21 protein-coding genes are annotated in these 26,201 nt (G+C 60.3%); 11 read left to right on the top strand and 10 right to left on the bottom strand.

Features of this window, described 5'->3' with window-relative positions; genetic code table 11:
* The first annotated feature begins 187 nt into the window (after nucleotides 1-187).
* On the top strand, nucleotides 188-2,464 hold the full coding sequence (locus tag GR212_RS25795; protein ID WP_432444409.1) for an NADP-dependent malic enzyme: 2,277 nt from the start codon (nucleotides 188-190) through the stop codon (nucleotides 2,462-2,464).
* 146 nt (nucleotides 2,465-2,610) lie between these two features.
* Nucleotides 2,611-3,363, top strand: a complete 753-nt coding sequence (locus tag GR212_RS25790) for a hypothetical protein (protein WP_163990911.1) — start codon at nucleotides 2,611-2,613, stop codon at nucleotides 3,361-3,363.
* Between the two features lie 110 nt (nucleotides 3,364-3,473).
* Here the strand turns inward: GR212_RS25790 and GR212_RS25785 are convergent, their stop codons facing one another.
* From GR212_RS25785 to GR212_RS25775, 3 genes are all read right to left on the bottom strand, one after another.
* Nucleotides 3,474-5,219: an ankyrin repeat domain-containing protein gene (locus tag GR212_RS25785; RefSeq protein WP_163990909.1), complete on the bottom strand. Its 1,746-nt coding sequence runs from the start codon at nucleotides 5,217-5,219 to the stop codon at nucleotides 3,474-3,476.
* Between the two features lie 165 nt (nucleotides 5,220-5,384).
* Entirely contained in the window at nucleotides 5,385-6,212 is an 828-nt protein-coding gene (locus GR212_RS25780; protein ID WP_163990907.1) for a TolB family protein, read from the bottom strand.
* A gap of 28 nt (nucleotides 6,213-6,240) precedes the next feature.
* Complete coding sequence (locus GR212_RS25775; RefSeq protein WP_163990905.1) at nucleotides 6,241-7,920, bottom strand: NAD+ synthase; 1,680 nt, start codon at nucleotides 7,918-7,920, stop codon at nucleotides 6,241-6,243.
* A 246-nt stretch (nucleotides 7,921-8,166) separates the two neighbouring features.
* Here GR212_RS25775 and GR212_RS25770 point away from each other — a divergent pair, with 246 nt between their 5' ends.
* From GR212_RS25770 to GR212_RS25755, 4 genes are all read left to right on the top strand, one after another.
* Nucleotides 8,167-10,041 carry an LTA synthase family protein gene (locus tag GR212_RS25770; protein WP_348643540.1) on the top strand — a complete coding sequence of 625 codons (1,875 nt, stop codon included), beginning with the start codon at nucleotides 8,167-8,169 and terminating at the stop codon, nucleotides 10,039-10,041.
* 314 nt (nucleotides 10,042-10,355) lie between these two features.
* Nucleotides 10,356-10,904, top strand: coding sequence for a DUF1003 domain-containing protein (locus tag GR212_RS25765; protein ID WP_163990900.1), 549 nt, complete (start codon nucleotides 10,356-10,358; stop codon nucleotides 10,902-10,904).
* 167 nt (nucleotides 10,905-11,071) lie between these two features.
* A complete protein-coding gene (locus GR212_RS25760; RefSeq protein WP_163990898.1) occupies nucleotides 11,072-11,947 on the top strand; it encodes a hypothetical protein in 876 nt (291 codons plus the stop codon).
* The gene (locus GR212_RS25755; protein ID WP_163990896.1) at nucleotides 11,944-12,345 is read left to right on the top strand and encodes a hypothetical protein; all 402 of its coding nucleotides are present in this window, start codon (nucleotides 11,944-11,946) and stop codon (nucleotides 12,343-12,345) included. Before GR212_RS25760 ends, GR212_RS25755 begins: the two co-directional genes overlap by 4 nt.
* Before the next feature lie 49 nt (nucleotides 12,346-12,394).
* Here GR212_RS25755 and GR212_RS25750 read toward each other — a convergent pair whose 3' ends face one another.
* The 5 genes from GR212_RS25750 to rpiA all read right to left on the bottom strand — a co-directional run bounded on the left by GR212_RS25750 (nucleotide 12,395) and on the right by rpiA (nucleotide 17,344).
* Nucleotides 12,395-12,820: a GFA family protein gene (locus tag GR212_RS25750; RefSeq protein WP_163990894.1), complete on the bottom strand. Its 426-nt coding sequence runs from the start codon at nucleotides 12,818-12,820 to the stop codon at nucleotides 12,395-12,397.
* 157 nt (nucleotides 12,821-12,977) lie between these two features.
* Nucleotides 12,978-14,351: a class II 3-deoxy-7-phosphoheptulonate synthase gene (locus tag GR212_RS25745; RefSeq protein WP_163990892.1), complete on the bottom strand. Its 1,374-nt coding sequence runs from the start codon at nucleotides 14,349-14,351 to the stop codon at nucleotides 12,978-12,980.
* Nucleotides 14,352-14,504: 153 nt separating this feature from the next.
* A complete protein-coding gene (gene gor, locus GR212_RS25740) occupies nucleotides 14,505-15,890 on the bottom strand; it encodes a glutathione-disulfide reductase (RefSeq protein ID WP_163990890.1) in 1,386 nt (461 codons plus the stop codon).
* A 184-nt stretch (nucleotides 15,891-16,074) separates the two neighbouring features.
* Nucleotides 16,075-16,629, bottom strand: coding sequence for a DUF2059 domain-containing protein (locus GR212_RS25735; RefSeq protein WP_163990888.1), 555 nt, complete (start codon nucleotides 16,627-16,629; stop codon nucleotides 16,075-16,077).
* Between the two features lie 13 nt (nucleotides 16,630-16,642).
* The gene (gene rpiA / locus GR212_RS25730; RefSeq protein ID WP_163990887.1) at nucleotides 16,643-17,344 is read right to left on the bottom strand and encodes a ribose-5-phosphate isomerase RpiA; all 702 of its coding nucleotides are present in this window, start codon (nucleotides 17,342-17,344) and stop codon (nucleotides 16,643-16,645) included.
* A 195-nt stretch (nucleotides 17,345-17,539) separates the two neighbouring features.
* Between rpiA and GR212_RS25725 the strand changes: the two genes are divergently transcribed.
* The 3 genes from GR212_RS25725 (at nucleotide 17,540) to tnpA (ending at nucleotide 20,180) form a co-directional block, all read left to right on the top strand.
* Nucleotides 17,540-18,214 (top strand): HAD-IA family hydrolase, encoded by a 675-nt coding sequence (locus tag GR212_RS25725; RefSeq protein ID WP_163990886.1) that lies wholly within the window; start codon nucleotides 17,540-17,542, stop codon nucleotides 18,212-18,214.
* A 174-nt stretch (nucleotides 18,215-18,388) separates the two neighbouring features.
* Nucleotides 18,389-19,558 (top strand): aspartyl protease family protein, encoded by a 1,170-nt coding sequence (locus GR212_RS25720; protein ID WP_163990884.1) that lies wholly within the window; start codon nucleotides 18,389-18,391, stop codon nucleotides 19,556-19,558.
* A gap of 187 nt (nucleotides 19,559-19,745) precedes the next feature.
* Entirely contained in the window at nucleotides 19,746-20,180 is a 435-nt protein-coding gene (gene tnpA / locus GR212_RS25715) for an IS200/IS605 family transposase (protein WP_113356627.1), read from the top strand.
* An 89-nt stretch (nucleotides 20,181-20,269) separates the two neighbouring features.
* Here tnpA and GR212_RS25710 read toward each other — a convergent pair whose 3' ends face one another.
* Entirely contained in the window at nucleotides 20,270-22,171 is a 1,902-nt protein-coding gene (locus GR212_RS25710) for a L,D-transpeptidase family protein (protein WP_163990882.1), read from the bottom strand.
* A gap of 408 nt (nucleotides 22,172-22,579) precedes the next feature.
* Here GR212_RS25710 and fumC point away from each other — a divergent pair, with 408 nt between their 5' ends.
* Complete coding sequence (fumC, locus tag GR212_RS25705; RefSeq protein WP_163990880.1) at nucleotides 22,580-23,971, top strand: class II fumarate hydratase; 1,392 nt, start codon at nucleotides 22,580-22,582, stop codon at nucleotides 23,969-23,971.
* Nucleotides 23,972-24,028: 57 nt separating this feature from the next.
* Here fumC and GR212_RS25700 read toward each other — a convergent pair whose 3' ends face one another.
* Nucleotides 24,029-24,265, bottom strand: a complete 237-nt coding sequence (locus GR212_RS25700; RefSeq protein ID WP_163990877.1) for a hypothetical protein — start codon at nucleotides 24,263-24,265, stop codon at nucleotides 24,029-24,031.
* Between the two features lie 234 nt (nucleotides 24,266-24,499).
* Between GR212_RS25700 and GR212_RS25695 the strand changes: the two genes are divergently transcribed.
* Nucleotides 24,500-26,107 carry a fumarate hydratase gene (locus tag GR212_RS25695; protein ID WP_163990875.1) on the top strand — a complete coding sequence of 536 codons (1,608 nt, stop codon included), beginning with the start codon at nucleotides 24,500-24,502 and terminating at the stop codon, nucleotides 26,105-26,107.
* The last annotated feature ends 94 nt before the right edge of the window (nucleotides 26,108-26,201 follow it).

Below are 26,201 nucleotides of genomic sequence, written 5' to 3'. Positions count from 1 at the left end.
ACCCGCGAGAAGGCCGTCGTGTCACCATTGCAGAAAAGGCAATTCAGTTTTGCCATGGCAAAAACGCATTGCGACGTCGATTGCATACTGTGAAGGCGGAGCGATTGATGTATGCAGGGGGCTCTAGCGCAGGCAGGAATGGAGACGCGACTTGGATACGAACGACACTTCGAAAGCAGCCAAGAACATGGCGAGCGGAAATCTCGACGAACAGGCGCTCTATTTCCATCGCTATCCCCGCCCCGGCAAGCTGGAAATTCAGGCGACCAAGCCGCTGGGCAACCAGCGTGACCTCGCGCTCGCCTATTCCCCGGGCGTCGCAGCCCCCTGCATAGCCATCCGCGACAATCCGGAAACGGCGGCCGACTATACGTCGCGCGCCAATCTCGTTGCCGTGATTTCGAACGGCTCCGCCGTGCTCGGCCTTGGAAATATCGGCCCGCTCGCCTCCAAGCCCGTCATGGAAGGCAAGGCCGTTCTCTTCAAGAAGTTCGCCGGCATCGACGTCTTCGACATCGAAATTGCAGCTCCCACCGTCGATGAGATGGTCAACACGATTTCGGCGCTCGAGCCGACTTTCGGCGGCATCAACCTCGAAGACATCAAGGCGCCGGAATGCTTCGACGTCGAACGCCGCCTGCGCGAGAAGATGGAAATTCCGGTCTTCCACGACGATCAGCACGGCACCGCCATCATCGTCGCAGCCGCCATCCTCAACGGGCTGGAACTGGCCGGCAAGAAGATCGAAGACGTCAAGATCGTCGCCTCCGGCGCAGGGGCCGCGGCACTCGCCTGTCTCAACCTGCTCGTGACGCTCGGCGCTCGGCGCGAAAACATCTGGGTCCACGACATCGAAGGCCTGGTCTACAAGGACCGCAACGTCCTGATGGACGAATGGAAGTCGATCTACGCGCAGGACAGCGATAAGCGCGTGCTGGCCGAATCCATTCCGGGCGCCGATGTCTTCCTCGGCCTTTCGGCCGCCGGCGTCCTGAAGCCGGAACTGCTCGAGCAGATGGCGGAAAAGCCGCTGATCATGGCGCTCGCCAATCCGACGCCGGAAATCATGCCGGATCTCGCCCGCGCGGCCCGTCCCGACGCCATGATCTGCACCGGCCGTTCGGATTTCCCGAACCAGGTGAACAACGTTCTCTGCTTCCCCTATATCTTCCGCGGCGCGCTCGATTGCGGCGCCAAGACGATCAACGAAGAGATGAAGATGGCCGCCGTGCGCGCCATCGCCGCTCTCGCCCGCGAGGAGCCGTCCGACGTCGCCGCCCGCGCCTATTCCGGTGAGACGCCAGTCTTCGGCCCCAACTACCTGATCCCCTCGCCCTTCGATCCGCGCCTCATCCTGCGCATCGCGCCGGCCGTGGCGAAGGCGGCTGCCGACAGCGGCGTGGCGCTGCGTCCGATCACCGATTTCGACGCCTATATGGACGAGCTCAACCGCTTCGTCTTCCGCTCCGGCTTCATCATGAAGCCGATCTTCGCGGCCGCGAAGATCGCCGAACGCAAGCGCGTCGTCTTCTCCGAAGGCGAGGACGAGCGCGTGCTGCGCGCCGCCCAGGTCTTGCTGGAAGAAGGCACGGCCGTCCCGATCCTGATCGGCCGTCCTTCCGTCATCGAGACCCGCCTGAAGCGCTATGGCCTGAAGATCCGCCCGCATACCGATTTCGCCGTCATCAACCCGGAAGACGACCCGCGCTTCCGCGAATATGTCGAGCTCTATTTCTCGCTCGTCGGCCGCGCCGGCGTCATCCCCGAAGCCGCTCGCACGATCGTACGTACCAACACGACCGTGATCGGCGCGCTGGCCCTGAAGCGCGGCGAAGCCGATGCGCTCATCTGCGGCCTCGAAGGCCGCTACGAGCGCCATCTGCGCGTCGTCCGGCAGGTCATCGGCAAGCGGCCGGACGTTCGGGATTTCTCCGCGCTCAGCCTGCTTATTTCGCAGCGCGGCACCACCTTCTACGCCGATACCTATGTGACGTTTAATCCGACCGCCGAGGAAATCGCGGAATCGACCGTGCTGGCCGCGCAGGAAATCAAGCGCTTCGGCATCGAGCCGCGCGCCGCTCTCGTCTCGCATTCCAACTTCGGTTCCCGGGAATCCGAAAGCGCGACAAAGATGCGCAACGCTCTGGCGCTGGTGCGCAAAGCCGCGCCCGACCTGGAAATCGACGGCGAAATGCACGGCGACAGCGCCATTTCCGAGAGCCTGCGCCGCCATGTCATGCCGGACAGCGCGCTTTCCGGCGAAGCCAATCTGCTCGTCTTCCCGAATCTGGATGCCGCCAACATCACGCTTGGCGTGGTCAAGACGATGACCGATGGCCTGCATGTCGGCCCGATCCTGCTCGGCACGGCGCTTCCGGCCCACATACTCTCGCCTTCGGTCACGTCCCGCGGTGTGGTCAACATGGCGGCTCTCGCCGTGGTTGAAGCATCGCAGCTTGCCTGATCAACTCTTTCTCGCAGCCGCCGGATGGCGGCTGCGAGTTGCAATTTCGTAAAATTCCTCTCGAAATCCATGTGTTTTGATGGATACGTTGTTAAGCTCGAAGGTATAGGCTTCAGCGGAATCGAACCGCTTTCGAGAGAAGAACCGTGTATCGCGGCACAAAATACGCTTCCTTTGCCTTGCTGTCCTTGCTGACGGCCACACCCAGCTTCGCGCAGGTTAATTTCTGCGACGAATTGCGCGGTCGCTACGTGAACATCAACGAAGTGATCGGCGCGAGCCAGGAGACGCGCCAGCTGTCGCGCGACATCGTGCAGCAGAACATGATGATCCGCCGGACAATGAGCGATCTGCGCAATCAGGGTTGCGTAGACTATGGCGGCGTGGCGATCGAAGGACAGGACGATCAGGGCGCCTGCGACGACATGAGGACGTCGCTCGATCAGATGCGGCACGATCTTGCCACGCTGATGGACCAGCGCGAGCAGAGCCACGGCCGAGACGATGTCGTGACCGTGCAGCGCCGGCAATTGCTGGATACGATGCAACGGAACGGCTGCAGCCTGCCGGCTTCCGCCACGCCGGATATCGTCATCGACACCCGCACGAAACTGGATGCCTATGTGCCGCAGGAACAGTCCCTGGCGCAGCCCGAAAGCTCCATCACCGTCATCGAAGCGCCCAGGCTCCAGAAGAATTCCAGTCTCGAGCGACGGCAGGCACCCCAGACGAAAGCGCCGGCGGTAACGCAAGCCGAACCGCAGCAGTTTCCGCCGGATCGCCCCTACGATCCTTCAGCCCACAAGGTCCGCCAAGTCGGCCCCCAATTTCTGGCGACCGATCAGGGCAGCATCGACTTGAAGCACCCGAAGGCAACCGGGCCGCAGCAGGCGCAATAGAGCGGCCAAGCGTTTCATACTCGCCTGACCGCCCCATCTATTCGCTTTCACGCAAAGCGGGCCGGAAAGCCCTGTCCATTCTCTTTGAAACAGCTCCGGCCGCCATGTTTTCAAGCCGTACCGGGCTGGCGCAGCAGGGAAACGATGACATCGTCATCCGTCTCCTGCGCAAGATCGCGATAGGACCTTCCGGATGCATCTCTGACCGCGCGGTCGGCACCGCGCTCAAGCAGGAAACGCACGGCGTCAGCCCGCCGGTTGCCGATGGCAAAGCCGAGCGGCGTCATCCAATCTCGATCGGTAGGCTGCCCGTGCGGGCGGATGTCGCCGAAGCGAATATCCAGCTGCTCCGGATGTCGGTTGAGGAGATCCGTCAACTGCTCAACCTGGCCGAAGGCCGCGACAGCGAAGACATCGAGCGGATAGGCTTTCAGAAACTCGACCATTTCCGCCTTGCCGTTGTATTCGGCCCAGCCGATCGCCGGCGCGGCGAAATATGGATCGCGCAGGGTGGTATCGGCACCATGCTCGATCAACAGCTTGGCCATGTCCATATTGCCATGAAGCGCTGCTTCATGCAGCGGCGTGCGGCTGGTCATGGCATTGACGTCGACACCGAGGTCCAGCATCCGGCGGACGACGCCGAGATCGTTGTCGCCGGCAGCTTCGTGCAGCATGGCGGGATGAGCCTTCTGCAACGCCGCCGCGATATCGAGGTCGTCCCCGCCCGGCATTTGCCTGAAAACGGCGTTGATCTGATCGGCGGATATATCGCCGCTCTTTATCTGGATGTAAGCCCAATCCGCCGGTTTTAGGCGAACCGCGACCGCGCCCTTGCGCACCAGATATGCCGCCAGCTCGCTGTCGCCGCCAAGACGCGCCCATTCATAGGGTGTTCTGCCGTTAACCGGTCTGCTGACATCGGCGCCATGCTCCACCAGCAGGCGCACGCGCGAGCCCATGCGATGCTCCAGCGCCCATGCCAGCTGATAGTCGAACACGGTCTGCGAATTTGCGACCAGCCTGCCATCTTCGCGCACCAGCCAATTGTTCCTGTCTTCGGCCGAAAGACCGTATTCCAGCAGGAGGGTCAGGCACGTATCGTCCGGCTCGAACATCCGGTTGTAAAGCGCCTGGCTGTCATTGGCTTCGGCGCCGGCCTCCAGCAGCAGACGCGCGAAAGCATTGCAATCCGGATGCTGCGGCTGGCGGATTTTTCCCGCCTCGCCCTCCCCGAAGACACCGGTCAGCACGGTGAACCGATACTGACCGCTATCGAGGAAGAAGGCATTGACATCGGCCCCGCGCCTGACGAGCTCGCGGGCGGCCGGCAGGCTGGATCTGCCCGGCAGGCGGGCATAGGCGGCATACATCAACGGAGACCAGTCGTAGGGCCCGCCCCTGCGGTCGAGCAGCTGCGGCTGGCGATCCAGCCAGCGCCCGATGCCATCGGCATCCCCAAGCGCCGCGGCAATATGGATGTTCTCCCCGGCAATATCCGGATTTTCCTCGAGCAACTGCCGCGCCTCATCGAAGCGCGCTGGATCGGCCGGAATGTTGCCAAAATAGGAGACCGTTGCGAGCGATAGGAAACCGTTGGCCAGCTGATCTCGCGGAATATGCTTGCGGTCGCCGCTTTCCAGATGCGCCTTGAGCTTCGTCCAGCTGGAGAAGCCGAATTCGCGGGCGAGGACGAGCTGGACGTCCTGCAGTCCGACATGGGCGATGTCGGCAAAATACGGCGCGACGCGGCTGCATGCCGACGCATCGCCGGATTGAACGGCCTTGAGGAAAGACTTGGCCTGCTTTTTCAGGGAATCGAGTGTGGCGGTGCTCGCCAAAGAGCGCGTGGTCACGATAGACCTCCTTCCATTTACGTCCGGTATCCGCGCCCACAGACTGAAAAGAGGTGTGGCAGTCTCATTCTACGTGCATCAGGTGGGCCTTGCCCTTCCCGCGGATCGGATGCGCCCTGCGAACGCACCCAGATCTATAGCGCCGGTTGCACTCTGTCCAGAGGGTCAGACGGGCTCGTAACGCACATAGGCAAACGCATCACCATCCGGTGACCAATTCGGCACGTTGATGCTGCCCTGGCCGCCGAAGAGTTCGAACAGCGTCGTGATATTGCTGCCATCCATGTCCATCAGCCGCATCCGCACATTAAGGTCGCGCGGATGATCGAAGACGTCCGGATCGTAGGAGATCAGGACGACCTTGTCGTTCTTCGGCGACGGATGCGCAAACCAGTTGCCGTAATTGTCATGGGTCACTTGCTGCAGGCCGGTGCCATCGGGATGTATACGCCAGATCTGCATCAGGCCGGTGCGGCTCGAGTTGAAGTAGATCCACTGCCCGTCGGCTGAGAAATCAGGGCCGTCGTTGCGGCCCTCGCCGTGTGTCAGCCGCGTCTCCTCGCCGCCGTCGATCGAAATCGTGTAGATATCGAAGACGTCGTTACGGATGCCGCAGTAGGAGAAACGCTTTCCGTCCGGAGACCAGCCATGCCAGTAGGACGGCAGATTGGTCGTCACCTGCCTTGGCGTGCCCCCCTCTGCCGGCAAGACATAGATGCAGGCCTTGCCATGCTCGGTCTTGTCGGAAATCGCAATCAGCGAGCCATCGGGCGAGATGCCGTGATCGTTGTTGCATCGCGTCGCAAAGCCGGTATCGACAGGCGCGGCCTCGCCACTGCCATCCAGCGGCAGTCGATACAGCAGCCCATCGCCGTTCAGCAGCAGATAGCGTCCATCCGGCGAATAGTTCGGCGCCTCGACCAGCTGGTCCGTCTGCCAGACAACCCGGTTCCCGCCGGTGCGGATGTTGTAGATCTCGACCGAGCTGCGCATTCGTCCTCTTCCTGCGATGAAGGCGCGATCAGCGATCGCGGAACCGATTGGTGATCGGATAGCGACGGTCGCGGCCGAAATTCTTCTTGGTGATCTTCACGCCCGGCGCCGACTGGCGGCGCTTGTATTCAGCGAGATAGAGCAAATGCTCGACGCGATGCACCGTCGCGATGTCATGGCCGCGCGCCACGATCTCTTCGACGGACATTTCCTTCTCCACCAGGCATTCGAGGATATCGTCGAGCACCGGATAGGGCGGAAGCGAATCCTGGTCCGTCTGGTTCGGCCGGAGCTCCGCCGAAGGCGCCTTGTCGATGATGTTGTAGGGGATCACCTCGCCCGAAGGCCCGAGCGCGCCGGGCGGCACATGCAGGTTGCGCCAGCGCGACAGCGCATAGACCTGCATCTTGTAGAGATCCTTGATCGGATTGAAGCCGCCGTTCATGTCGCCGTAGAGTGTGGCGTATCCGACAGACATTTCCGACTTGTTGCCCGTCGTCACCACCATCGAGCCGAACTTGTTGGAGATCGCCATCAGGATGGTGCCGCGGGCGCGGCTCTGCAGGTTTTCCTCGGTGATACCGCTTTCCGTGCCTTCGAACAGGTCGGACAAAGCCGAGCTGAAGCCGGTGACAGGATCCTCGATCGGCACGATATCGTAGCGGCAGCCAAGCGCCTTGGCGCAGTCGGCCGCATCCTTCAGCGAATCCTGCGACGTATAGCGGTAAGGCAGCATAACAGTGCGCACGCGCTCCTCGCCGAGCGCATCGACGGCGATCGCAGCGCAGATCGCGGAATCGATGCCGCCGGAAAGGCCGAGCACGACGGACTTGAAGCCGTTCTTGTTGACATAGTCGCGGAAGCCCAGCAGGCAGGCGCGATAATCCGCCTCCTCGCCTTCCGGAATATGCGCCATCGGGCCTTCGGCGCAGTGCCAGCCATCGCCGTTCTTCTTCCAGGTGGTGACCGCCAGGGCGGTTTCGAACTGGCTCATCTGGAAGGCCAACGTCTTGTCGGCGTTGAAGCCGAAGCTTGCGCCGTCGAAAACCAGTTCGTCCTGACCGCCGACCTGCGCGGCGAAGATGAGCGGCAGGCCCGACTCGATCACCTGCCGCAAAGCGACCTGATGACGGACATCGACCTTGCCGCGATAGTAAGGCGAACCATTGGGGACCAGCAGGATTTCCGCACCGCTTTCCGCCAGCGTCTCGCAGATTCCGAGATCGTTCCAGATCTCCTCGCAAATCGGTATGCCGATACGGACGCCACGGAAATTGACTGGCCCTGCGATCGTCCCTTCGTCGAAAACCCGCTTCTCGTCGAACTCGCCATAGTTCGGCAAGTCGACCTTGTCCCGGATGAAGATGACCTTGCCGCCGTCCAGCACGGCTACCGAATTGTAGCGGCCGGTATCGTCCTGCCGGGGAAAACCGATAACGACGCCAGGGCCGCCGTCGGCGGTATCTGCCGCAAGGCTTTCCACCGCTTTCCAGCAGGCGCGAATGAAGGCCGGCTTCAACACGAGATCTTCCGGCGGGTAGCCGGAAATGAACAATTCCGTCAGCAATATGAGCTGCGCGCCTTCGCGCGCTGCTTCCGCCCGCGCCTCTCGCGCCTTGGCGAGGTTGCCTAAGACGTCACCGACCGTCGGATTAAGCTGCGCGACGGCGATGCGGATGGTGTGGGTAATCGGGCTTTGCTCTGTCATGCCATACATTTAACGACGGCATCTTTCTTCCGCAACCGCCTTCCTTCCCCGCCAGGCGTCAAAGATCGAGCTGCTCGCATAGGCGGTATTTTTACTCGGAAAATTACTAAGCCTGCCTTGCGGTTCATCCACCGTTCATGACAGAAGCATGACACTTCTATGAATACTTTGTAGCATTTGGAGAAATCCTTGGTCGCATTGGTCATCGAGTCCGCCTTGGCGGGCAGGCTTGCTCTTTTCCAGAAGATCGGCGCAGCGAGACAAAGATCCGCTGTCGTGCGCCTGCTTCTGAGTCTGACGCTGACCATGCTGTTCTCCTTGTCCATTGTCATCGCCGTCGAATGGATCGCACGCGGCGAGTTCGCGCCCATCCCGTCCTATCTGCTTTCGACCGCCCGCCCCGGCTTGGCAACGGTCGGCATCGTCATGCTGACGATGCTCATCCTCGACGCGTTGATCGGCCGCGTGCACCTGTCGGCGTTGATCGTCGCGCCGCTGCTCGTCGTGCCTGCCTTCATTTCCAGTCAGAAGCAGAACTATCTGTCCGACCCGCTCTATCCCTCCGACTTGCTGTTCGTACGGCAGATCATGGAGCTGATGCCGGTCATGGTCAGGGATCGCCCCTGGACGGCGGTCGCGCTCGTCGCCGGCATCGTCGTCTGCCTAGCCGCCATGACATTGCTCTGGCGCTATATCCGGCGTCATGCCGCAGCGCTCTCGCCGAAGGAGCGCCTCGGCAGGCTTTCGATCTGTCTGCCGCTGGCAGCGCTTTTCGTCTCGCAGATGGACCCGACGCAATATTCGTTCATTCGCGAAAAGCTGGGCATCATTCCGATCGTCTGGGACCAGAAGGAAAACTATAGCCATAACGGCTTCGTCATCGCCTTCGCGCTCAATCTGCCCATGGCCGACGTCAAGTCACCGGCCGGCTACGGATCGAACGCGATCGACGCCATACCGGCGCGGAACTACGGCTATCTCTCCGGTCCGCGCCAGAAGCCCGATGTCATCGTGCTGATGAGCGAATCCCTCTGGGATCCGACACGGCTTTCCAACATCGCCTTCACGCCCGATCCGATGCCGACGATCCGCGCCCGGCAATCCGGAAACGTCTTCTCGCCGGAGTTCGGCGGCATGACCGCCAATGTGGAATTCGAGGCGCTGACCGGCTTCTCCAACGCCTTCCTGCCCTATGGCAGCATTCCCTATCAGCAATATGTGCGCCGCCCGATGCCCTCGCTTGCCACCTTCTTCCGTGGTGAAGGCTATACGGCGCGCGCCCTTCACCCTTTCAGCGGCTGGTTCTGGAATCGTAACGAGGTCTACAAGGCTTTTGGCTTCGAGGAATTCCATACGCAGGAAACCCTGCCGCCCATGGACAAGCGCGGCATGTTCGCCGCCGACGACTCCCTGATGAAGGAAATCATGCGCGAGGGCGACGCGGCCGAGCGCCCGTTCTTCTTCTTTGCCGTCACCCTTCAGGGACATGGCCCCTACGAAGCCAACCGCTACGCTGAGAATACCGTCGGTATCGGCGGAAATCTGAACGATGACGACCGCGCGACGCTTGCCACCTATGCGCAGGGCGTGCGCGAAGCCGACGCCAGCCTCAGGATGTTGATGGACTGGGCCGAAAAGCGCGACCGCGAAACGATCGTCGTCCTTTGGGGCGATCATCTGCCGCCCCTCGGCAACGTCTACCCGGACACCGGCTATATGCCGCAGCAGGTCGCGACCCGGAAAGCGCCGCTCGACGTCATGAAGAAGGAGCACGAGACGCCACTCGTCATCTGGTCGAGCAAGAAGGGCGCCCGCAAGGACATCGGCACCATCAGCCCCTCGCAGCTGCCCTACCAGCTGCTGAAAACCGCCGGCTACGAGCACCCTTTCTACACCGGGTTCCTGGGCCGCGTGCAGAAGAAATACAACATCGTCGACCGCTATCAGCTGGCGACCCGAGACAACCAGGCTTTCCCGGACTGGGCGCGCAAGGAGCAGGATATCGACCCTATGATGCGCGACTACCGCTATCTGCAGCATGACATGATGTTTGGACAGCAATATGGGCTCGAGCGTTTCTTCCCCACCCATGCGGACATTGTCGGCCAGGAAAGCAGCTAGAGCCCGCGCTGCGATTCGAGGGAACAATTCCCCTGACGCATTGGCCGAGGCATGACGATACGAACGCGGTCCGGCGTACCGGCATCCGAGCTTCGACGTCATCAACGATAGTGCAAGCGGCCGGCTGAGGCTTTTCGGCTGGCCAGAACCTCGAACATGCGAGCCTTTGTTCCCGCACAGCAATGCCGTTGCCACAAAGCGGAGCAATACCGTCGCTCCCTACGCGATCGGGACCAAAGCTCTTTCGCCGTTGCATTTTTTCCCATTGGTCGAATAGTTGCATCGAATGCCATCAGGATTCCCGGAGCCCCCTTATGCACAATTTGCCCAACTTCGTTCATCTGCATTTCGACAAGTCAGCCGATGAACTCGGTGACATCGAAAAGCGCGTCCTCGCGAAAGCGCACGAGCGGAAAATCATATCCACCGATATCAATGCGGCCATAAAGGCAGAATCCTCCACCGGACAGCGTCTGGCGGACGGTATCGCCCGCGTCGGCGGCTCCTGGGGCTTCATTGTCGCGTTTCTGCTGTTCCTGGTCTTCTGGTGCCTCATCAACACCATCCTTCTGACCACGCGCGCCTTCGACCCCTATCCTTTCATCTTCCTGAACCTTGTCCTCTCCATGCTTGCGGCCATCCAGGCTCCGATCATCATGATGTCGCAGAACCGGCAGGCCGAGCGGGACCGCTTCGAAGCCGCCAAGGACTATGAGGTCAATCTCAAGGCCGAACTGGAAGTTCTCTCGCTGCACCAGAAGATCGATATGCAGGTCCTGACGGAGCTTGCCACATTGCGGGAAGAATTTGCCGTCCTTAGAAGGCACATGGAAGCAAGCGCCGGAAGCGTGTCTAAAAACTAAAGCTTCCGGCTCGGCCGTAAATCTAATATATTCGCGAAGACGGACGGTAGAAAACCACAAGTATTAAGTTCCGATCGGCATCAGAGCATCCGAAATCTGTTTGTATCCTTGAAGAGTTGATCCCGAAACGCGATCACCGAGCGAGGCCGCTTATGCCAGATTGCCGCATGAAATTTCACACTCTGTCTCTCTTGGCGATTTCGACCGCCATGATCCTGCTCGTGCCTGTGTACGGCGCTTCAGCCGACGAGTGTCCGAGCAAGATCGTAAAGCCGCATCAGCTCAACGGTATCGCGTTCGAAACGTCCAGCCGTGTCTATAGGGATGCAAATGTGGAGGTCTATGAAAGCTGCGTTAAAAACAACGGAGACAAGGATCTCTGGATAGATTGGAAAATACCCGGGCCTAAAAGCTACGTGCTCCCGGGTGAAGCGGTGCCTTCATCGAGAACCTTCGTGAACCGGCAGACGATCGATGCGCATTCCTGCCTCGAATATGGGCCGCTCTCCGAAATGCTGGTGGATCCGTATCTCGGCCATGCCACCGACAGCACGCAGATGCAAAAGCAGGATAGCGACGGCTGCCGACCCGTAGCGACCAGTGTCGGCGACAGGATTCTCGAAAAGATACCCGACTATATCGACACGCTCTTCAAGCTTTTCGCCCCTTCGGACCGCGAGAAGTCTCACGACACGATGCTGAAAATCGAAGGAAAAACATCGACGCACCTCGATGGCGAGGGAAACTACCGGCAGAACATAGCCTACAGATTCTCCCGCATCGAAGGCCGCGACGAAGGCAATCCGCTGGATATGACGATAAGGCTTGAAAGCGAAAGCCCGGCTGCGGCCTATTTGCGTGCGGCCTCCTCCTTCAAGGACATGAGCTGGAAAATCGCCAACCCCGAAGAAAACGAAATCAGCTTCACCGTTTCGATGCCCAAAAATCCGACGCTCGAAAACGCGAGATACGAAATTCTGGATCGCAACAAGATCGTCGTCGGCTCGTTCTTCGCGCCGGCCTGGATCGAAGCACCGCAATGAAGATCTTCGCCACGCTACTCCGGTTCACGCCCACGGCTCTGTTGAGCTGGATCGCAGCATGGCAAGGGATCTTTCGCGGTACCGAGCTCGTTCACCCACAATGGGCGGATGCCGCGTTCTCGACCGGCGCGGGCCTTGCTTGCGTGCTGACGGTCATTACCGTCGCCTGCCTCTCCACGCTCGGCCGCAAAGCCGCTTTCGTGTCGCTGGCGCTGTTTGCGGCGCTATCCGTCATAGCTTTCGCGCTTTGCATCTATTTCAGGAACGAACTGGTCTCCGCCCCGCAGATGGCCGAGCAGGAACAATACAAGGCCCTGTGGAAATGGTCGCTGATCGCGATGCTGGCCTTTGTGCCCCAAATCATCGGATCGGCGATCGAGGCGATCATCCGCAAATAGCGAGACGGCTGGCGATCCGCCACGCAGAGACGCCCTGCCCCGGCAAACGCTATTCCGAAGGCCCCGCCGTCAACAATCCGGGCCGACCTTGCCGGTATTGCGGCAGGCCATCCGTGATTTCGTAATAGTCGCCCTTGTCGGCACAATAAATGTGATAGGCGAGCCGCAAATCGCTTGGCTGGTCGAACAGCCCCGCCATGATCGATATTTCGTCGGCGCCATCCGCCGCCCAGAACAGCGCGGAGCCGCAGGTCTTGCAGAAGCCGCGGCGGGCGAAGGTGCTGGCGCGATACCAGGTGATCGACTCCTCCCCTTCGATGAAAAGCGTATCGACCGCCACGTTGGTCGCGGCATAGTAGAGCCCGGTCTGCTTGCGGCACTGCGAACAATGGCAGGCGACGACCTCTCGCAGTCTGCCGCTGGTTCTTAAACGTACGCTGCCGCAAAGGCAGCCTCCGGTATGTTCGCTTGTCATAGTCGCTCCCGATTTTCGGGGAGCCTTCCCGAGAACCTTGCCGCGGTCAATCTCAAAGAAATGAAGGACCTTTCAGCCGCATTGATACGACCCGTACAAAAGCGAAACGGGCCGGCGTGGAGCCGACCCGTTTCACCATTCTCATATCTGCATTCGCTCAGCCGTGAGCGCGCATCCGCTTCTCGTCGCGGCCGCCCTTCATCCGCTCGGCAAGCAGGAAGGCCAGCTCGAGTGCCTGGTCGGCATTGAGGCGCGGGTCGCAATGCGTGTGGTAGCGGTCCTGCAGGTCCTCGGCGCCGACGGCACGGGCGCCGCCCGTGCATTCGGTCACGTCCTTGCCGGTCATCTCGATATGGATGCCGCCCGGATGCGTGCCTTCGGCGCGATGGATCTGGAAGAAGCTTTCCACTTCCGACAGGATGCGCTCGAACGGGCGCGTCTTGTAGTTGTTGAGCGTGATCGTATTGCCGTGCATCGGATCGCATGACCATACGACCTTGCGGCCCTCACGTTCAACCGCGCGAATGAGGCGCGGCAGATTGTCGGCAACCTTGTCGTGACCGAAACGGCAGATCAGCGTCAGACGGCCGGCTTCGTTCGCAGGATTGAGGATGTCGATCAGGTTGAGCAGATCGTCCGCCTGAAGCGAAGGACCGCACTTCAAGCCGATCGGGTTCTTGATGCCGCGGAAATACTCGACATGGGCGTGATCGGCCTGGCGCGTGCGGTCGCCGATCCAGAGCATGTGGCCGGAGGTCGCGTACCAGTCGCCGGTCGTGGAGTCGACGCGGGTGAAGGCTTCTTCATAGCCCAGAAGCAGCGCCTCGTGGCTGGTAAAGAAATCGGTCTCGCGCAGGCTCGCATTGCTCTCGGCGGTGATGCCGATCGCGCGCATGAAGTCCATGGTCTCGCCGATGCGGTCGGCGAGCTTGCGGTAGCGCTCGCCCTGCGGGCTGTCCTTGACGAAGCCGAGCATCCACTTCTGCACGTTTTCAAGGTTGGCATAGCCACCCATGGCGAAGGCGCGCAGCAGGTTCAGCGTCGCGGCAGACTGGCGGTACGCCATCATCTGCCGTTCCGGATTGGGGATGCGTGACTCTTCGTTGAAGTCGATACCGTTGATGATGTCGCCGCGATAGCTCGGCAGCGAGACGCCATTCTGCGTTTCGATGTTCGAAGACCGCGGCTTGGCGAACTGGCCGGCAATACGGCCGACCTTGACGACCGGCAGCTGCGCGCCGAACGTCAGGACGACGGCCATCTGCAGGAAGGCGCGGAAGAAGTCGCGGATCGTGTCGGCACCATGCTCGGCGAAGCTTTCGGCGCAATCGCCGCCCTGCAACAGAAAGCCGTTGCCCTCGGCAACATTGGCAAGATGCGCCTTCAGGCGGCGAGCTTCACCGGCAAAAACCAGCGGCGGATAGCTTGCGAGCTGCGCTTCGGTCTCTGCAAGCGCTGCCTTGTCCGGAAAATCCGGCACCTGCTGGATCGGTTTCTGCCGCCAACTGCTCGGGGTCCAATTCTCTGCCATCTCACTCACCTGCTTGTGCGCCCGATCTCGGCCGGGCGGCCCGTCGTCGTAAATAACGCGCGCTTATAAACCTTTGCCGCCTGCTTGCAAAGGCAGACGAACTACTGTGCGAATCTTTTGTGGCGGAGACGATCCCTGCCCCTATCGGGCACGTTACACGCGCTCGCCGTTGCGGATCCGATAGCTTGGCGAATACATCGTCACCAATTCTTCCGCCGCGGTCGGATGCACCGCCATGGTGCGATCGAAATCGTCCTTGGTGCAGCCGGCCTTGAGCGTGATGCCGAGCAGCTGCGCCATCTCGCCGGCCTCGTGACCGAGAATATGGGCACCGACTACCTTGCGGTCGGCAGCATTGACGATCAGCTTCATGATCGTCTTCTCGCTGCGGCCGGAAAGCGTCGCCTTCATCGGCCGGAACTGCGCGCGATAGACTTCGAGTTCCGGATAGCGTTTCGCCGCCTCTTCCTCGGTCAGTCCGACCGTGCCGATCTCAGGCTGCGAGAACACCGCCGTCGCAATAAGCTCGTGATCCGGCCGCGTCGGATTGTTCTTGTAGACGGTTTCGATGAAACACATGGCTTCATGAATCGCGACAGGCGTCAGCTGTACCCGGTCGGTGACATCACCAAGCGCGTAGATGTTCGGAACGGACGTGCGCGAATATTCGTCGACGATGACGGCACCCTGATCGTTGATCGCAACGCCGGCAGCCTGAAGTCCCAGATTTTCGGTATTCGGCGTGCGGCCGAGCGCCAGCATGACGGTATCGACCGTCAGAACCTTGTCGTTCTTGGTCCGGACGAGCAGCCTGCCCTCCACCTTCTCGATGCTCGAGAGGATGTCGTGGCAAAGGATACGGATACCCTTCTCTTCCATGGCCTCGTGCAGGCCCTTGCGCAAATCCTGGTCGAAGCGCGACAGGATTTCGGCGCCACGATAGATCAGCGTCGTCTCGACGCCGAGCCCGTGGAAGATATTGGCGAATTCGACGGCAATATAGCCGCCGCCGGCGATCAGGATCGACTTCGGCAGCTCCTTCAGATGGAAGGCCTCGTTGGAGGAGATGCAAAGCTCATGCCCCGGCAACGCCGTGTGCAGGTTCGGCCGCCCGCCGGTCGCGATGACGATCGTTTCCGCCGTGACGGTCTGGCCGGTCTTCAGCAGCTTGACCGTGTGAGCATCCACCAGTTCGGCGCGGGTATCGAAGATCTCGGCCTTGGCGTTGTCGAGCCCCTTGCGGTAGAGCCCCTCCAGCCGGGCTATTTCCTTGTCCTTCGCCTCGATCAGCTTGTTCCAGTCGAAACTGCTTTCGCCGACCGTCCAGCCGAAACCGGCCGCATCCTCGAAATGCTCGCTGTATTGCGACGCGTAGACGAACAGCTTCTTCGGCACGCAGCCGCGGATGACGCAGGTGCCGCCATAGCGATATTCTTCCGCGATGCCGACCTTCTTGCCGAGCGACGCGGCCACGCGCGCGCTGCGCACGCCGCCGGAACCGCCGCCAATTACGAAAAGGTCGAAATCAAACGAGGGCATCGATGGCTCCTATAGACATGAACATGCGCGCGACGCGCCATTGGGGGTCGGCTTTCATATAGGGAGCCGCGGCCAAAAAAGAAAAGCCCGGAATCGATCCGGGCTTCGAATTTGCAACTGCCTGCCACTCACAGCGAAAGCATGAAACCCAGCTTCCGGAACGGGCGTGGCGGCGAGCCGTGGATTACTGCTTCGGCGCGGGCTGCGCGGCGGCGCCGGCGTCCGGCGCAAGGACCGGCTGCTTGACGACCTTCTGCAGAGCATCGTTGCTCTGGTTGGCGAGATCGCGCGAAATGCCCTGGCTCCAGATGTCGGCAGCCTTGTAGAGCTCGCGGGTGGCAAGCGGCCCATCCTTGAGGAGCTTCTTGCCGGCCGGCGAATTGTAGAAATCGGCGATCGCCTTGAGTTCATCCGCAGAGAAGGCCTTGGCGTAGGTGATGGCAGCTTCGCGCTCGAGATCGGCACGGCGCGGTGCGAGCGCCAGAGCGGTCGCATCGACCGTCGAATTGATGGCATCGCCGAAATTCGGATTGGCCTGGATCATCGTGCTCTTCAGCTGCTCGGCCAGGTTCGGCAGGATGTTGTCGAACTGGTTGGTGATGCCCAGAGCATTAATCGCGGCGCGCGCAGCCTTGATCTGGTCCTCGGAAACTTCCTGAGCGTTCACAGAGCCAAAGGCAATGCCGGAAAGAAGGATGGTTGCAGCGGCAAGACGGCCAAGACCCGCAAATTTGATCATGAGATGAGTGCTCCTATGTATTGTTCGCCTGCAACGTGCGCGCACCGGCAGGGCCGGCAATGATCGCCAATGTCGCCATATGGATAAAGAGCCCGTGTTCGACAACGCCGGGAATCGAATTGAGCTCACTCGACAGCGCCTCTGCATCAGGAATGCGGCCGAAAGATGCATCAATAATAAAATGCCCGCCATCGGTGACAAAGGTGTCGCCACCCGATTGGCGCAGGTTGAGCGAACCCGAAAGGCCAAGGCGCGAAGCGGCTCTGTCGATGAGGATACGGGTGGACGCAAGACCGAACGGATTGACCTCGATCGGCAGCGGAAAGGCGCCGAGCGTCTCCACGACCTTGCTCTGATCGGCGATGACGATCATGCGCGCGGAGGAAGCGGCCACGATCTTTTCGCGCAGCAGCGCGCCGCCGCCGCCCTTGATCAGGGTCAGCGCGCCATCCACTTCGTCGGCGCCGTCAATGGTGAGATCGAGTTCGGGAAGCTCGTCGAGCGACTTCAACGGCACGCCAAGCTCGTTGCAAAGCTTTGCCGTCCTCTCGGACGTCGGTACGCCCTGGATCGAAAGTCCCGCAGACACCTTCTCGGCGAGCAGCCGAGCGAACTCCTCGGCAGTGCTGCCGGTGCCGATCCCGAGCCGCATGCCGCTCTCGACATGAGCCAGAGCCGCCCTCGCAGCCTCGATTTTCATCTGGCGGGCGTCCATGCGCCACCTGCTCCCATTGTTACGTTGGTCTGCTGTTTACACGGCTCTCCAACCAAACGAAAGCCAAAATAATGGCGTGATATAGAAATCCCCGCGCCTCTTTCCCAAGGCTTCCGGGCTCCTTCGGTTGCAATTGCCCGCGTGATCTTCTAACTCCGAAAGACGCTCTCTTTTCTATGCAAAGGCCGATTCCTCGTGAAATCTCCCCTTGTCGTCTTCGATCTCGATGGCACGCTGCTGGACACGCATGCGGACCTCATCGTCAGCCTCAACTATACGATCGCCGCCCTCAAGCTTCCGCCCGTCAGCTACGACGACGTGACGCATCTCGTCGGCAACGGCGCGCAGGTGATGATCGAGCGGGCGTGCAAGCTGCACGGCTATACGCTGACATCGGAGGAATTGCCCGCCCTCCTGCAACGCTTCATCACTCATTATTCCGAGACGATGCCGGGCGTCACGCAGCCTTACCCGGGGCTTCTGGCAGCGCTTACCACGCTCAGGGGCCAAGGCTACAAGCTGGCCGTCTGCACCAACAAGATGGAATCGCTCGCTCGCACGCTGCTCGACCGGCTTGAGCTGACCCATTACTTCGAGACCATAACAGGCGGCGACACCTTCACCGTGCGCAAGCCGAATGCCGAACACCTGATCGGCACGATTGAGCGCGCCGGCGGCGACATCGCGCGCACGGTCATGATCGGCGACAGCGTCAACGACATCCTCGTTGCCCGAAACGCCGGCGTGCCTTCGATCGCGGTTCCTTTCGGCTATTCCGACGTCGGCATCGAAACGCTCGGCCCGAACAGGATCATATACCACTACGACGAACTCACGCCGGAACTCGTCGAAGGGCTGCTGGCCGCCTGAGCCACTAAAATCTCTGTTGATTCAATGGGCCAGGTTGTAGCGGACCTTGCGCGATTCACGCGCTTCCGCCACAACCTATCGACGTCTTGCTGCCAGCACCGCCACTGCATGAGGAAAAGCTCTCTGCAGGATCGTTGCCGAGGCAGAAGGTAACTCGATGGTGGAGCGCCCCCCTTGCTCGCAGCAGATCCCGAAGACCGCAACGCCGGTAGATTGCCAAACCGCAGAGGGTGGTTTGCTCCAATCGTCAGGACACTCGTCATTTGCGCCGCATTGTGCGCCGGCATCTGGTTCTACATCTACGGCGACCGCGTCGTCGGTTATGTGGAGCAAGCAACATCGGCGCCCCCTGATCCGGCGCTACTGGCCGTGTATCAGCATTTCGACATCACTCCGCTGCCGAACGTCGTTGCAGGCAGAGCGGCCATGGCCGCGGATCTCGATATGCTGCGGCGCGAACATTGCGACTGGAATGCAGCCTATAAATTTGCCACGGAATTGCAGAACCAGGGCTATCGTCGCGAAGCGGCCAAGGTCTTCGTCGCCTTCTCCAACAAATGCACGCCATCCAACGTCGCCTTGAGCGCCGCCGTCGGTATCCTCGGCGATCTCAGCGATTTCGATGAGGCGCTGAGGATCTCCGACGATGTGATCGCGATGTCGCCGGGAATGCCGGGCCTCTACTACCAGCGGGCACAGATCCGGCAAAGCGCGAAGAAGTATCGCGATGCAATCGATGACTATTATTCGGTCATCGGTCTGACCGATGATATCGCCACGTTGAATAGCACCGTCTTTGAGGGAATCTCGAACAGCTATCGCGAACTCGGCGCCTATTGCGAGGCGATCGGGCCGCTCCAGCTCTGGGTCTCCACCAATCCCGATCGCAACGACACGGCCGTCGTACGCGGCATCATCAAGGAATATGAGAACGAGGGCAAATGCGCCTCGAACTATGCCACTGGCAGCGATCGCTTTCCGACGCAGGGCAAGAACGTTATCGTCGCGAGAGTATCGCTCAATGGCACGGAAGGCAGGTTCATCGTCGATACCGGCGCAAGTTTCGTGGCGGTGAACAAGGCCTTTGCCGAAAAAGCCAAATTGCCCGTCGATGACGGCAATGGAATTTCATTGCAGACGGCCAACGGCGTTTCCCATGCCACCCACACGACCGCGGCGACGGTCAAGGTCGGAAAGGTGGAGGCCAGCGACATCACCACAGTCATCCTGGATGATAACGCGGCTTTGGGTGATGAGATCGATGGGCTGCTCGGCCGCTCCTTCCTTTCACGCTTCGATGTTACTTTCGGCAGTCGGGAATGGCGCATCGAGGCCAAGGATTGAGACGCCTGGACAGCGCCGGATATCGTCCCGCAAGGCGAATTGAAAAAGGCGGCCGATGGGCCGCCTTTTACTTATATCAAGAATAAACCTCCACCTACGGTGGAGGACTGGACGAGTTTTACACGGTAGTTGAGAGACCTCCTGCTTGAACCGCTGGCGTGGCCCAGACTTCAAACAAGGAGGTTATATGGATGAGCAATCGCTCTCGCATGCGACGTGGGACTGCAAATATCACGTTGTTTTTGGCAGCAAATACCGAACGAAAAGACTCTACGGGGATGTGCGTCGAGAGTTGGGTGAACTCTTACGTCGTCTGGCTCAGCAAAAGGGCTGCCAGATCGAAGAGGGTCATTTGATGCCCGATCATGTCCACATGTTGATATCGATCCCGCCGAAATACTCGGTCGCGCATATAGTTGGATTTTTGAAGGGCAAGACGGCTCTTTACATTGCCAACAAGTACGCGCGTAAGCGCCGCTACAAAGGGTATCACTTTTGGGCACGTGGGTATTTCGTGTCGACGACGGGCTATAATGAGCAGGTCGTCAGACAATATATCCGGAACCAAGAAAAGGCCGACAAAGCTTCCGACTTTGCCGACCTCTTTAATCGTAGCTACTAAGCACTAACAAAACCACTTCTAGTGGTTCAAGCGCAGCGTTTCAAACCTCCACCTTTGGTGGAGGTCATGACTTTAGGATCGAACGGACCTCAGATCTGAGCAGTGCGTGCCTTTGAGGTCGCATCGATCGCCTTCTGCGTCGCGGTATCGCGATCATAGACGTCGTTGAAATACTGGATAACGCCATCCTTGTTCGGCCATGCCGTGAAATAGGCGATGTAGATCGGGAACTTCTGCGGCACGGAGACGCCCTTGTTCTGGCCGGTGGCGATCTGCTTGGCGACGTCGTCGACCGTGGTGTTAAGCACAGCGGCGGCCATTGCGCGCGGATCTGCGAGGCGGACGCAGCCGTGGCTGAGCGCGCGCATGTCCTTCTTGAAGAAGCTCTTCTGCGGTGTGTCATGCATGTAGATCGCATGCGAATTCGGGAAGAGGATCTTCAGCTCGCCGAGAGCGTTGTCGCTGCTCGGCGGCTGGCGAACCGAGATGCTCTTCGTCGAACCGTACCAATCGACGCTGGACGATGCGACGGCCTGGCCGCCTACTTCGACCTGATAGCCCATGCGGTCGAGATAGTTCGGATCGGCCCGCAGCTTCGGCAGCATTTCGTTGATGATGATCGACTGCGGAACGCCCCAGAAGGGGTTGAACTCAACCGTCTGCACCTGGTTTTCGAAGAAGAAAGTCTGGTGCTGCTTGCTGCCGACGACGACACGCATCGACAGCTGTTCCTGGTTGTTGTCGTAGTAATAAACCATGAACGCGGGCTGATTGATGAAGACGTAGCGCGGTCCGAGTTCGGCCGGCAGCCAGCGCAGCTGCTCCATCGCAATGATCAACTTCTGGATCTTCACGTCATTGTTCTCGCCGACCATGGCGCGAATGGAGGAAGGACCGATGACACCGTCCGAGGTCAGCCCTTTCTCTCTCTGGAAGTCCTCGACCAGAGAGACGAGCTCAGGCGTATAGTCCGGCGTTCCGAGATAGGCGTCGAAAAGATCGGCATGAGCCGCCTTCAGCGCATCGGAGCCGCGATGCTGGATTGCCTTGACGATATTGGCCATTTCCGGCGAGCTGCCGCCCGGCTTCAGGGTGCCGGTCAAGGAAATGGAAATGTTGCTGCCGTCCGATCCGGACTCGGCGCGCAGCTTCGCAAGCTCCGCCTTCAGCAACGCGAACTGCTGGTTGGACGGGTTGCGGCTGTTGAGATAGGCGGAAACATCCGGGCTTGCCCGCAGCACATCGAGCATTGCCGTCAGGTTGACGTCCTTGCGCTTGAAGTCGTGGTAGCCGGAGATCTTGTTCGGGTCGAGACGGCCGCGGATCGTATCCTGGACGAACATCAGCACCTTGCTGGAAAGCGCCAGCTCGAACTGCATCAGGGCGCGGTCACGCATCACCGGATCGGCGTTTGCAGCATCGGCGCTTGGCGGCGTCACCGCGTAATCCGCGGGGTCGAGGCCGACGGAGCCGGCATCGGCGAGGACGCCCATGGCAGCCTTCGCCTTTTCGCTGACGGCATGATCGGCGACCCAGAGAAGCGGCTTGCTCTGATCGGCGTAATAAGCCTCGATGGCCTTGGCGATGTCATTGGTCGCCATGACACGCGCATCCGCCAGATAGCGGCGCTGGGAAGCCTCGGTATCGACTGCGACGGGAGCCGGCGAAGCGTCCGCGACGGCACCGGTCACCACGGGATCGGAGAAATGCGCCGTCGACACCAGCCGCATCGAGTCGGCCTTATAGGTATAGTATTTCGGAGCACTGACGGTCGGCAGCGGCTGCTTGGCCTGCGGCGGCTGGTCGGGGTTCAGCACGGCCTGCCCCGGATTTTCGGGGACGGGGGCTGAAACCTGCGTGCTCTGCTGACGCCCCTGACCGCCACGGATAAAATCCATGAGAGTCATGGCACTTGCGGAGGTTGCGCCGATTGAGGAAAGGCAACAGGAGAGAGCCAGGACGGATGCTGTGGCTTTGATGGCAAGTTTCATTCTCTAATCAGTCCCTGTATCGTGCGGTAACTTCGAGCTTGACGGTGCTGTTTTCAACTCGGCCGCGATGTCCCAGACATCGTATACCCACTACTATGAAAACGGCGAGACCCCGCCTTTCGTTCAATGCCTCAACTTCGCGTTACGAAGCGGCGGCATTTTTCGCGGTTCAGTTCACACAAAATTATGAAATTATTGGTTAATCTTTTATTGAAATTTCCCAGGCTTTTTGAGGGGCGGAAAATGCGCCTCTGCGAATATATGCGGAGCGTGTCAAAAAAAGCACGCTCCCGGGAGCGTGCTAAAACATGATGATTATAATCATGAAATAGCGCTTTGATGTTTTCATGGGCGCCGTTCAGGCCTATATGGCTGCTATCCGTCTCAATGGAAAGCAGGACCAGGAACATGACTGCCACCCGCACCGAAACCGATACCTTTGGCCCGATCGAGGTCGCCAGCGACCGCTACTGGGGCGCACAGGCGCAACGCTCGCTCGGCAACTTCAAGATCGGCTGGGAAAAGCAGCCCTTATCGGTCGTCCGCGCCCTCGGCATCGTCAAGCAGGCGGCCGCGCGCGCCAACATTGCGCTCGGGCAACTCGATCCCGCGATCGGCAAGGCCATCGTCGACGCGGCACAGGAGGTCATCGACGGCAAGCTGAACGAGCATTTCCCGCTGGTCGTCTGGCAGACCGGCTCGGGCACGCAGTCCAACATGAATGCCAACGAAGTGATCTCCAACCGAGCGATCGAAATGCTCGGCGGCGTCATGGGCTCGAAGAAGCCGGTGCATCCGAACGATCACGTCAACATGAGCCAGTCGTCGAACGACACATACCCCACGGCCATGCACATCGCCTGCGCCGAGCAGATCGTCCATCACCTGCTGCCCGCCCTGCGGCATCTGCATGCGGCGCTGGAAAAGAAGGTCGCCGACTTCGCCCACATCATCAAGATCGGCCGCACCCATACGCAGGACGCGACGCCGCTGACGCTCGGCCAGGAATTTTCAGGCTATGCCGCGCAGGTCGCATCCTCGATCAAGCGCATCGAACTGACCTTGCCGGGCCTTTGCGAACTCGCCCAGGGCGGAACGGCCGTCGGAACGGGCCTCAACGCCCCGATCGGCTTCGCCGAAAAAGTCGCCGATGAAATCGCCGAGATCACCGGCCTGCCCTTCGTCACCGCTCCAAACAAGTTCGAAGCGCTCGCAGCGCACGATTCGATGATTTTCAGCCACGGCGCCATCAATACGGCAGCCGCGGCACTCTTCAAGATCGCAAACGACATCCGTCTGCTCGGCTCCGGCCCGCGCTCGGGCCTCGGCGAACTGGCGCTGCCGGAAAACGAGCCGGGCTCGTCGATCATGCCGGGCAAGGTCAATCCGACCCAGTGCGAGGCGCTGACGCAGGTCTGCATCCACATCTTCGGCAACAACGCCGCCCTCACCTTTGCCGGCAGCCAGGGCCATTTCGAGCTGAATGTCTACAATCCGATGATGGCCTATAATTTCCTGCAGTCGGTGCAGCTGCTCGGCGATGCCGCCATCTCCTTCACCGACAATTGCGTCGTCGGCATCGAGGCCCGCGAAGACAACATCAAGGCCGGCCTGGAACGCTCGCTGATGCTGGTGACGGCGCTTGCCCCGAAGATCGGCTACGACAATGCCGCCAAGATCGCCAAGACGGCACACAAGAACGGCACGACCCTCAAGGAAGAGGCGCTGGCAAGCGGGCTGGTATCTTCCGAGGAATATGATGCCATCGTCCGGCCCGAAACGATGATCGGCCCGAAGTAAAATCGAAAAGGGGGCAGGCACCGGACGGCTCGTCCGGAATACCTGCCCCGTCTTTCCCTAGTGGACGCTTACCGAGCTCAGCCTTTCGTCGCTCGGCATCGTAGCCCGCCGCTCCTGCGGAATCGTCTCCGTGGCGATCAGGACAGTGGCGGGATCGATCCTGGCGAGGATCTCCTTGTGAAACGCACCCTTCAGATAGCCACCCTGAACGAGACCGAATATGCCGACCCCGGCGACAACAGCCGCAATGACGGCCGGCGAGATGTGGTGATGGTGATTGTGCGAGATATCCATGATCTCAGATCCCTGCTTCGGGTCCGGGCGCCCTCGCCCTCCCGCTTGGCCTGAATGTGCTCCTCGTTGACTGTTCTTAGAAGCCGGTGATTTCAGCACCGATTGTCTACGCCTCGTTGACAATGGCGTTTTTGACGCGCCGAGCCGGTTTTCAGCCGATTGCATTTGACACGAGCCGCATTTAGATCGTTTCCAAACATCCTCCTCCGCCATCCGGCTTGAAAGGTTTCCCACATGGCTGACGATCTATTCCCCCTCGGCGACGACACGACCCCCTATCGCAAGATTTCAGGCGATTATGTTTCCGTCGATACGTTCAAGGGCCAGGAAATCCTGACCGTCGATCCCGAAGGCATTCGCCTGCTTGCCGAAACGGCCTTTGCCGACATCAACCACCTGCTGCGCCCCGGCCACCTGAAGCAGCTCGCCTCGATCCTCGAAGATCCTGAAGCCACCGACAACGACCGCTTCGTGGCCTACGACCTGCTGAAGAACGCCAATATCGCCGCCGGCGGCGTACTTCCCATGTGCCAGGATACGGGCACCGCCATCATCATGGGCAAGAAAGGCCGCCGGGTCTGGACGGAGGGCGGCGACAGCGGCGCGCTGGCCAAGGGCGTGCTCGACGCCTACGAAAAGAAGAACCTGCGCTACTCGCAGCTCGCGCCGATCAAGATGTTCGAGGAAAAGAATACCAAGAACAACCTTCCGGCGCAGATCGACATCTACGAGGAAGGCACCGACGCCTATGAATTCCTCTTCGTCGCCAAGGGCGGCGGCTCGGCCAACAAGACCTTTCTCTATCAGGGCACGCCGTCGCTGCTCACGCACGATCGCATGCTGGATTTCCTGAAAGAGAAGATCCTGACGCTCGGCACGGCAGCCTGTCCGCCCTACCATCTCGCCATCGTCATCGGCGGCACCTCGGCGGAGATGAACCTGAAGACGGTCAAGCTCGCCTCGACGCGATATCTGGACTGTCTTCCCACGGAAGGCTCCGAAAGCGGGCATGCCTTCCGGGATACCGATATGGAGAAGGAAATCCACAAGCTCACGCAGAGCCTCGGCGTCGGCGCCCAGTTCGGCGGCAAGTATTTCTGCCACGACGTCCGGGTCATCCGCCTGCCCCGCCACGGCGCCTCGCTGCCGATCGGCCTTGGCGTTTCCTGTTCCGCCGACCGGCAGGCCAAGGGCAAGATCACGCGCGACGGCATCTTCATCGAGCAGCTCGAGACCGATCCGTCCAAGTATATGCCCGAGATCGACGAGGCGAAGCTTTCCGAATCGATGATCCGTATCGATCTCAACCGGCCGATGGCCGATATCCTGGCCGAGCTGTCGCAGCATCCGGTCAAGACCCGGCTGTCGCTCACCGGCACCATCATCGTCGCGCGCGATCTGGCGCATGCCAAGATCCGCGAGCGCCTGGAAAAAGGCGAAGGCATGCCGGAATATCTGAAGAACCATCCGGTCTATTATGCCGGCCCGGCAAAGACGCCGGCCGGCTACGCTTCCGGCTCCTTCGGCCCGACCACTGCCGGGCGCATGGACAGCTATGTCGATCAGTTCCAGTCGTTCGGCGGCTCGATGGTCATGCTCGCCAAGGGCAACCGCTCGCGTGCGGTGCGCGAAGCCTGCAAGAAATACGGCGGCTTCTATCTCGGCTCGATCGGCGGCCCTGCCGCGCGCCTCGCCCAGGACTGCATCAAGAAGGTCGAGGTGCTGGAATATCCGGAGCTCGGCATGGAGGCCGTCTGGAAGATCGAGGTCGAGGACTTTCCCGCCTTCATCGTCATCGACGGCAAGGGCAACGACTTCTTCCAGGAGCTCAATCTGGGATAAAGGTCAACGCGTGATATCGAGCTGATCAAAGGAGGGCGCCGACGGCGTCCTCTTCTGTAAAACGTGCCTGAATTGTAGTTTCTTCGAATAGAGC

The organism is Martinezella lusitana, from assembly GCF_010668395.1.
Lineage (GTDB): Bacteria > Pseudomonadota > Alphaproteobacteria > Rhizobiales > Rhizobiaceae > Rhizobium > Rhizobium lusitanum_A.
The sequence above is the reverse complement of the archived record's forward strand: the minus strand, read 5'-3'. Positions and strand labels throughout refer to the sequence as shown.

Excerpts from the sequence above, each read along its gene's own strand:
- GR212_RS25765 (WP_163990900.1), top strand. The coding sequence starts at position 10,356 with ATGCACAATTTGCCCAACTTCGTTCATCTGCATTTCGACAAGTCAGCC.
- gor (WP_163990890.1), bottom strand. The coding sequence starts at position 15,890 with ATGCCCTCGTTTGATTTCGACCTTTTCGTAATTGGCGGCGGTTCCGGC.
- tnpA (WP_113356627.1), top strand. The coding sequence starts at position 19,746 with ATGGATGAGCAATCGCTCTCGCATGCGACGTGGGACTGCAAATATCAC.
- GR212_RS25700 (WP_163990877.1), bottom strand. The coding sequence starts at position 24,265 with ATGGATATCTCGCACAATCACCATCACCACATCTCGCCGGCCGTCATT.
- GR212_RS25735 (WP_163990888.1), bottom strand. The coding sequence starts at position 16,629 with ATGATCAAATTTGCGGGTCTTGGCCGTCTTGCCGCTGCAACCATCCTT.
- GR212_RS25755 (WP_163990896.1), top strand. The coding sequence starts at position 11,944 with ATGAAGATCTTCGCCACGCTACTCCGGTTCACGCCCACGGCTCTGTTG.
- rpiA (WP_163990887.1), bottom strand. The coding sequence starts at position 17,344 with ATGGACGCCCGCCAGATGAAAATCGAGGCTGCGAGGGCGGCTCTGGCT.
- GR212_RS25780 (WP_163990907.1), bottom strand. The coding sequence starts at position 6,212 with ATGCGCAGCTCGGTCGAGATCTACAACATCCGCACCGGCGGGAACCGG.
- GR212_RS25695 (WP_163990875.1), top strand. The coding sequence starts at position 24,500 with ATGGCTGACGATCTATTCCCCCTCGGCGACGACACGACCCCCTATCGC.
- GR212_RS25745 (WP_163990892.1), bottom strand. The coding sequence starts at position 14,351 with ATGGCAGAGAATTGGACCCCGAGCAGTTGGCGGCAGAAACCGATCCAG.
- GR212_RS25760 (WP_163990898.1), top strand. The coding sequence starts at position 11,072 with ATGAAATTTCACACTCTGTCTCTCTTGGCGATTTCGACCGCCATGATC.
- GR212_RS25750 (WP_163990894.1), bottom strand. The coding sequence starts at position 12,820 with ATGACAAGCGAACATACCGGAGGCTGCCTTTGCGGCAGCGTACGTTTA.
- GR212_RS25710 (WP_163990882.1), bottom strand. The coding sequence starts at position 22,171 with ATGAAACTTGCCATCAAAGCCACAGCATCCGTCCTGGCTCTCTCCTGT.
- GR212_RS25795 (WP_432444409.1), top strand. The coding sequence starts at position 188 with ATGGCGAGCGGAAATCTCGACGAACAGGCGCTCTATTTCCATCGCTAT.
- fumC (WP_163990880.1), top strand. The coding sequence starts at position 22,580 with ATGACTGCCACCCGCACCGAAACCGATACCTTTGGCCCGATCGAGGTC.
- GR212_RS25775 (WP_163990905.1), bottom strand. The coding sequence starts at position 7,920 with ATGACAGAGCAAAGCCCGATTACCCACACCATCCGCATCGCCGTCGCG.